The organism is Hyphomonas sp. BRH_c22, assembly GCF_000961795.1.
GTDB lineage: Bacteria > Pseudomonadota > Alphaproteobacteria > Caulobacterales > Hyphomonadaceae > Hyphomonas.
The window spans coordinates 1-6,605 of sequence record NZ_LADU01000056.1; the positions used below are offsets into that span (position 1 = coordinate 1).

Below are 6,605 nucleotides of genomic sequence, written 5' to 3' on the forward strand. Positions count from 1 at the left end.
ACGATGTCGCCCTTCACATGGGCGCCGGATTCCAGTTCGACTTTCCGGGCGCGGATAGAACCGCGGATCTTGCCCTTTACCTTGACGACTTCGGCTTTGACTTCGCCGGTAATGTATCCGGATGCGCCGATCGTGATGTCTGTTGCGCTGACGTCACCGTCAACGACGCCATCGATCTGCAATGCACCTTCCGAGATCACTGAACCGTTGATCTTCATATCCGCGCAGATAATCGACGCCGCGCGTGCAGCGGGCTTCATTGCCGCGCCGCGAATGGCGTCCTGGGTAGGTGCGGCTTTGACTGGCTCTGCCGGGGTGGTTTCTGTGTTTTTGTTTTTAGTGAACATGACGGCCTGCTTTCAAGAATTTCGCTGGATCATAAGGTTTGCCGTTGAACCAGACTTCATAGTGAAGATGGTCACCCGTGCTTCGTCCGGTGGTCCCCATCTTGCCGACCAAGTCTCCGATTTCGACAGTATCCCCCTTTGATACCGTAATACCGCTCAAGTGACCATAGCGTGACTTGAAACCGTGTCCGTGATCGATTTCGACCATGCGCCCGTATCCCGCGCTCGCGCCTGCAAAAGATACTTTCCCGGGCCCTGCTGCGATGATCGGAGCCGCGTGATAAGCGGCCATATCGAGGCCATTGTGCCAGCCTGGGCGTTTCCTGAACGGGTCTATGCGCATGCCGTAATCACTGGTCTGGCGGTAGGGCACACCGACCGGGCGTCCGAGCGGCAGACTTGCAACGATCTGCTCATAGTAGCGCATTTCTTCGACGCGAGCTCGCGTCTGAGTGAGGCGATTGTAAAAGGTTGTGTCTGCGTTCGACAGTTTGTCTGCACCTGACGTCATGGTCGCAATCGAAACGAGCGGCCCGCCCATTTCGGCGCCCGACATGATGCGGTCGCTGCCGACAGATGTGAGCTGAAGCACACCGCGCGCGCGCTCTGCACGGTCTATCGCCATGTCTTCAGCTTCATTGAGAATGCGTTCCTGATCGTATTTCAGGTTTTTCAGGCTGACCCGCGAGCCACTTGTATCGAACGATGCAGTGACGTGAGAGACGTTGCGAGATTGACGATTGTCCGCCTCTTCAATCGACGCTTTCACCAAAAGGCCCGTGCCGTCACCCTTCAGCGCTGAAACCTCCAGGTTCTCATCGCCCTTCAGCTTGTCGAACAGGTCTTCAAGCGCCTTCTGTCGATCTTCCCATTCCGCCGTTTCCTTCTGGAAAGCGTCTGTGCGTTCTTCGAGAAGCGAGCGGGACAGGGCATCTTTCGCACGTAATTCCTGGACCCAGCGTTCGTACTTGGCGAGTTCGCGGTCATCTGGATTGCCGGCGATGGTGCTGGAAGGCCCGCCGAGGACATAACTGCCCGTAACAAAAAGGGTCCAGCCGGCAAGCGCAGCAGCGCCTGCAGCGATAATGGCCTGCTGCCAGGGGGAGACCGAAATGTACCGGACCGTGCCGCCGCTGCGGTGATAAATCTGGCGTTCCGGGAACGCTCGATCAAACGCCGCTTTAACGTTCGCACTCCACTTCGCCATTCACGCCACCTGTCGACTGGAAATCACACCCCATGCTGCAATAAACACTACAGCACGTTTCCCAAACCCGTGGATCACATAAATACCCATTTCGAACGGCGGTGAAAGCCCTAGGGAACACAATTCATGCAAATTTTCGCCTAATTGGGTAAATCCCCTGTTAAAGCTTGGAATTTTGGATGGCCAGCGTGTAATTTTTAGCCACCTGTCAGCTATTTAACGAATCGAGCACGTCTTGAGCGTGACCCTTCACGCGAACATTCGGCCAGATTCGGCTAATTCGACCTTTCGGGTCGATGAGAAAGGTCGAGCGGGCAATACCCATATAGGTTCGGCCATACATGTTTTTTTCAACCCAGACGCCATAGGCTTCGCATAGGACGCCGTCTTCATCGGATCCCAATTCAATTTTCAGTTCGTGCTTTGCGATGAATTTTTGATGTTTAGCGAGGGTATCGCGGGAGATGCCAAGAATTTTTGTTCCTGCCGCTTCGAACTGGATTGAGAGGCTCGAAAAATCCTTGGCTTCGTTCGTGCAACCAGGCGTGTCGTCCTTCGGATAGAAATACAAAACCAGATGCTTGCCTTTGTATGAGGCGAGTTTCTTCTGACCTTCAGTGGTTTCAATAGAGAAATCAGGCGCTTTCACTCCAGTTTCCAGTGGTTGGCTCATGTATTCCTCCTATGGTGCCTGAAAAGGTCTGCGTTTATATCCAAGACGTGCAGCTTCGCTGTTCTGAACGTGACGCATGAAGTTTTAAGGAGCGTGCTCTTGGTTCGCCAGACCGCCTCGATGTTAATTCTGGAAATACTTGGCGGTTTAATTCTGCTTGTTCTGGTCGCGGCCGGTTTGCTGGCGTTTCGGCTGGCGAGCGGCCCGCTAGAACTGGGTGTTTTCAGGGACGATGTCGAGCGCGCACTAACCGACGCCCGAAGCGGACGATCTGTCAAGATCGGTGAAGTATTCCTTGAATGGTCGCAAGACGACCGCCGAGTTCTGATAAACGCAAAAAATGTGCAATTATTTGATGATGCCGGGAGCCTGAGCGCTGAAGCAGAGACAGCTGATATAACGCTTGCGGGTTCTTCACTCGTATTCGGCAAAGTCGAAATCATCGCGATGCATCTCGATGATGGCTGGATAAATGTCGACAGCGTCACCGAAACAAAATGGAAGATGGCAGGTGATCCATTGCCCGAGATTCCGTCGGGCACGTTGCCGACCACTCCAGCAGAATGGCTGGAGCGCGCCAATGACGTGTTGCCTCAATTACTTGTCGCGCTGGAACAGGCCGAAACGGTCGTCGACCTGGAGCGGGTCTCGTTCGATCAATTCGAAGTGCATGTTCGGGACGCAGACCAAAAGAACCTGCTCACGTTACGAGCGGCGAAAGGGCGTCTTGCCCGGGAAGCAGGCGGGATCGTCTTGTCGATCTCGGGCAGTGGCGTTGGCGAAGGTTTACCAGCCGGGTTGGCAGCAACGCTCGCAACATCAAACCTTGGCAATCATCTGAAGGCAGAATTTGCCGTGGCGAAGTGGCCTCTGGGAGATCTGGCGGTCCGGCTCGGTATGAGCCGTGACCGGTTTGATGGACTACCGGCAAACGTTGCCGTGTCGTTCGATGTCTCAAGAGGCGTCGGTGTCGAGCAGATACTGGTAGATATCGCTGCGGGAGAAGGCCGGTTGCCTTTGGGCGGTAATGAGTTCGACGTTCAGGATTTTGGCTTGAAGGCGGCATACAACTCCGGAACGGATGGCCTAACCTTGGAAGCCAGCAGTAACCGCGCAGGTCCGCTTAAGGGCCGCGCGTTGCTGAACATACAGGATGCAATGAAGGGGCAGGGTTTTCGCAAATTTAATCTGACCAGTCCTGACATGCAGCTGGATTTTGCGCCGGCCTTTGAAAGCGCCATCCCGCTCGAGAAAATTTATATCGAAGGCGAAGTGGATCTGTCGCGTTTTGCGCTTCGGGACGCTGTGGTCGATTTTACGACTGGCGGCGACCGACTCACGGCTTCCGGCTCGATCGAACTCACACCTGACAGACAGGAGGGCGAGCCACCGGTGATTGGCAGTTTCGACATCGCGTCTCAGGGTGATATTCGCCGGGAAACGGTATTGGCTTTCTGGCCAGTCGGTCTCGGAGCGGGTGCCCGGCGGTATGCGGCCAATCGGATCACGTCCGGTGTTGCGTCGTCGGTAGAGGGGCATATGGACCTGCTGCGCGACAGCTTTGCCGAGGGCTATTTAAAGGATGAGAATCTGACGCTGGACTTTCAGGTTCGCGACGCGTCCGTTCGGTTTCTCGACGACTTGCCGGCCGTCGAAAATGCAACCGGCAAGGGGCGCCTTACCGGAAATGGGTTCAAGGTTGTCCTCGACAGCGGAGAATACGGTGGGTGGACCCTGGATGAAGGTCTCGTCGATTTCCCGGCCTTCAATCCGCGAGGTGTTCCGTTCAGGGTCTTCGCGAAGGGACGCGGTCCTGCGAAAAACATCATGAAGACACTCGTTGAATCTCGATTCAAGATCGAGTTTGAGCCGGACAGGCTCACGGGCGATGCGGAGATGACATTCGAAATGTTCCGTCCGGCGCTTGATAATGTGCCCTACGAAGACGTTCGTTTCTCCGCGTTGGGGACGGTGACCCAGGGTGGGTTAAAGCAGGCAGCGTTGGGGTTTGATCTCACAAAGGGAAGCTTCAAGATTGACGCCAATCAGGCGGGTGTCACGGTCAGCGGGTTTGGTGACCTTGGGCCGTCGCCCGTCCAGTTCACATGGCGCGATGCGTTCAGTGATGGGGACCAACCATCAAATCTGTCAGCAACGGCGGTTGTCACACCGGATCTGCTCAATCGTTTCGGGGTGTTGGGGCGCGCCTATTTGTCGGGAGAAATCCCGATAGAACTTCAGGCGCGGGTTGCCGGAGATGACCTAATTTCCGCCGACACGTCGCTTGACCTCGGCGAGGCCCGTCTGGATATTTCCGAGATTGGGTGGGTGAAGCCGAAAGGCGTTCCAGCCAAGGCCTCCATTCAGTTTGAGAAAGTCGGCAGCCTGTCGAGATCGACGGTCCTGTTCACGTCTGAGAATGCGCGCCTTGATGGTGAATACATGCTCAGCGAGGATTCAAAGCTTGTTTCAGCGATTGTGAGACGGGCATACCTCAAGAACAAGGCCGATTTTGGGGGGGATATTGCTAGGGCCCAGGGTGGAGGCTTAATTGTCCAACTTGAGGGAACCTATCTGGATTTATCCGGCGTCATGTCAGGTCTGGGGGCGTCAGGAAGCGCGGATGCTGGCAACACGACACCTCTTAACATTAGCGCCAACCTTGACGCTCTGACGCTTCGGCCTGGGCTGGACATGCGCGAGGCGAAGCTGATGGCCAAGACAGGATCCACGGGGCTCTCCATTTTTACTGCCACCGGCAAGGCCGATGACGGTTCTCCATTTTCTGCGACATACGACGCGACCGTACCGGACGGGGCGACGGTGAACATCACGAGTGGAAACGCAGGATTTATGGCACAGGCCTGGATTGGCGCTGACTTTCTGGAAGGGGGCAATCTCGATCTGACCGGAAAATTCACCAAGGATGGTTCACCGGCGGACTTTGATATCGTTCTAACGGACGTGCGAATGCGGAATGCTCCATTTCTCACCCAAATTCTTTCACTGGCTTCCCTCAGGGGACTGGCAGATACATTGGGAGGAGAAGGCGTTCTCTTCTCCCGCATCGATGTGCCTTTGAAATTTGCGAATGGCCGCTATGTCGTGACGGGTGCCAAGGCGCAGGGGCCGGCGCTTGGGTTGACGACGAGTGGTTTTCTCCAGGCGGACGATGGGACGATCGAGTTCAACGGTGTCTTGGTTCCCAGTTTTGGCATGAACTCGGCGCTTGGCGGGATTCCGATCATCGGCGACTTGGTGGTTGGCCGGGATGGCGAAGGCGTATTTTCACTCACCTACGCGGTCAATGGAACGCTTGAGAAAGCCAATGTGTCAGTCAATCCACTGTCAGCACTCGCGCCGGGCGTCATCCGGCGCATATTCGAGAATCCGTCCGACACCAAGATTCCCGAAGCCAAACCACGCTTACCGCACGAATCGATCCCCTCGGAGCTGCCGCCTATTCCCGAAGAATCCTTCGAATAGTGCGCTCTGCCTAGCCCGCGACCTTGAGCAACGCGTGCCGTTTCTTTCCGGCCGACAATTTGATGGCGCCATCAATCAGATCTGCCGTGCCGAGCACGCCATTCTGGTCGCTGACCGTCACGTCATTCACCTTCGCGGCACCTTGCTTGATCAGGCGGCGAGCTTCGCCGTTAGACTCGGCAAGTCCTGCAACCGAGAAAGCTGCAGCAATCAACATGCCGCCGCTGAGTTCCGCTTGAGAGACTTCCACCGTAGGCAATGCGTCAGACAATGCGCCTTCGCCAAAGACGGCCGCCGCCGCGTTGGCAGCCTCTGCAGCGGCTTCGGCGCCATGCAAGAGGGTGGTCGCAGCGTTAGCCAGCGCCACTTTCGCCTCATTGATGCTGGCCCCTTCAAGCTGATCCAGCGCTGTGATCGTCTCCAGGTCGAGATCAGTGAACAAACGCAGGAAACGACCAACATCGGCGTCTTCCGTGTTGCGCCAGAATTGCCAGTACTCGTAAGGGCTCTTCTTGTCGGCGTTGAGCCATACAGCGCCATCGGCGGTCTTGCCCATCTTGCCGCCCGAAGCCGTTGTGATCAGCGGTGACGTCAGGCCATAGGCTTCGCCTCCCGCGACGCGCCGCGTAAGTTCGACGCCATTGATGATATTGCCCCACTGGTCGGAGCCGCCAAGCTGCAGCCTCACTCCGTATCGCCTGTAGAGTTCCAGAAAATCGTAGGCCTGGAGGAGCATGTAGTTGAATTCGAGGAAAGTGTACGGCTGCTCGTTGCGCAGGCGCCGGTCGACCGTTTCCTGTTTGATCATTGTGTTGATCGTGAAGTGAACGCCGTAGTCGCGCAGGAATTCAACATATCCGATCTTCGAAAGCCAGTCGTCATTGTTGACCAT

5 protein-coding genes are annotated in these 6,605 nt (G+C 56.0%); 1 reads left to right on the top strand and 4 read right to left on the bottom strand.

Translation table 11 applies throughout. The features are described from left to right. The 3 genes from VR74_RS07230 to VR74_RS07240 all read right to left on the bottom strand — a co-directional run. Window positions 1-347 (bottom strand): polymer-forming cytoskeletal protein (locus tag VR74_RS07230; RefSeq protein ID WP_045695545.1); only part of this gene is annotated, 347 nt, incomplete at its 3' end. After that, window positions 337-1,554 (bottom strand): M23 family metallopeptidase, encoded by a 1,218-nt coding sequence (locus VR74_RS07235; protein WP_045695546.1) that lies wholly within the window; start codon window positions 1,552-1,554, stop codon window positions 337-339. The genes VR74_RS07230 and VR74_RS07235, both read right to left, overlap by 11 nt. Before the next feature lie 208 nt (window positions 1,555-1,762). Beyond that, window positions 1,763-2,227: a peroxiredoxin gene (locus tag VR74_RS07240; RefSeq protein WP_045695548.1), complete on the bottom strand. Its 465-nt coding sequence runs from the start codon at window positions 2,225-2,227 to the stop codon at window positions 1,763-1,765. A gap of 99 nt (window positions 2,228-2,326) precedes the next feature. Between VR74_RS07240 and VR74_RS07245 the strand changes: the two genes are divergently transcribed. Further along, window positions 2,327-5,713, top strand: coding sequence for an AsmA-like C-terminal region-containing protein (locus VR74_RS07245; protein WP_045695549.1), 3,387 nt, complete (start codon window positions 2,327-2,329; stop codon window positions 5,711-5,713). Between the two features lie 10 nt (window positions 5,714-5,723). Here the strand turns inward: VR74_RS07245 and tyrS are convergent. Further along, the coding region (gene tyrS, locus VR74_RS07250; RefSeq protein ID WP_045695550.1) for a tyrosine--tRNA ligase at window positions 5,724-6,605 on the bottom strand (882 nt) is incomplete at its 5' end.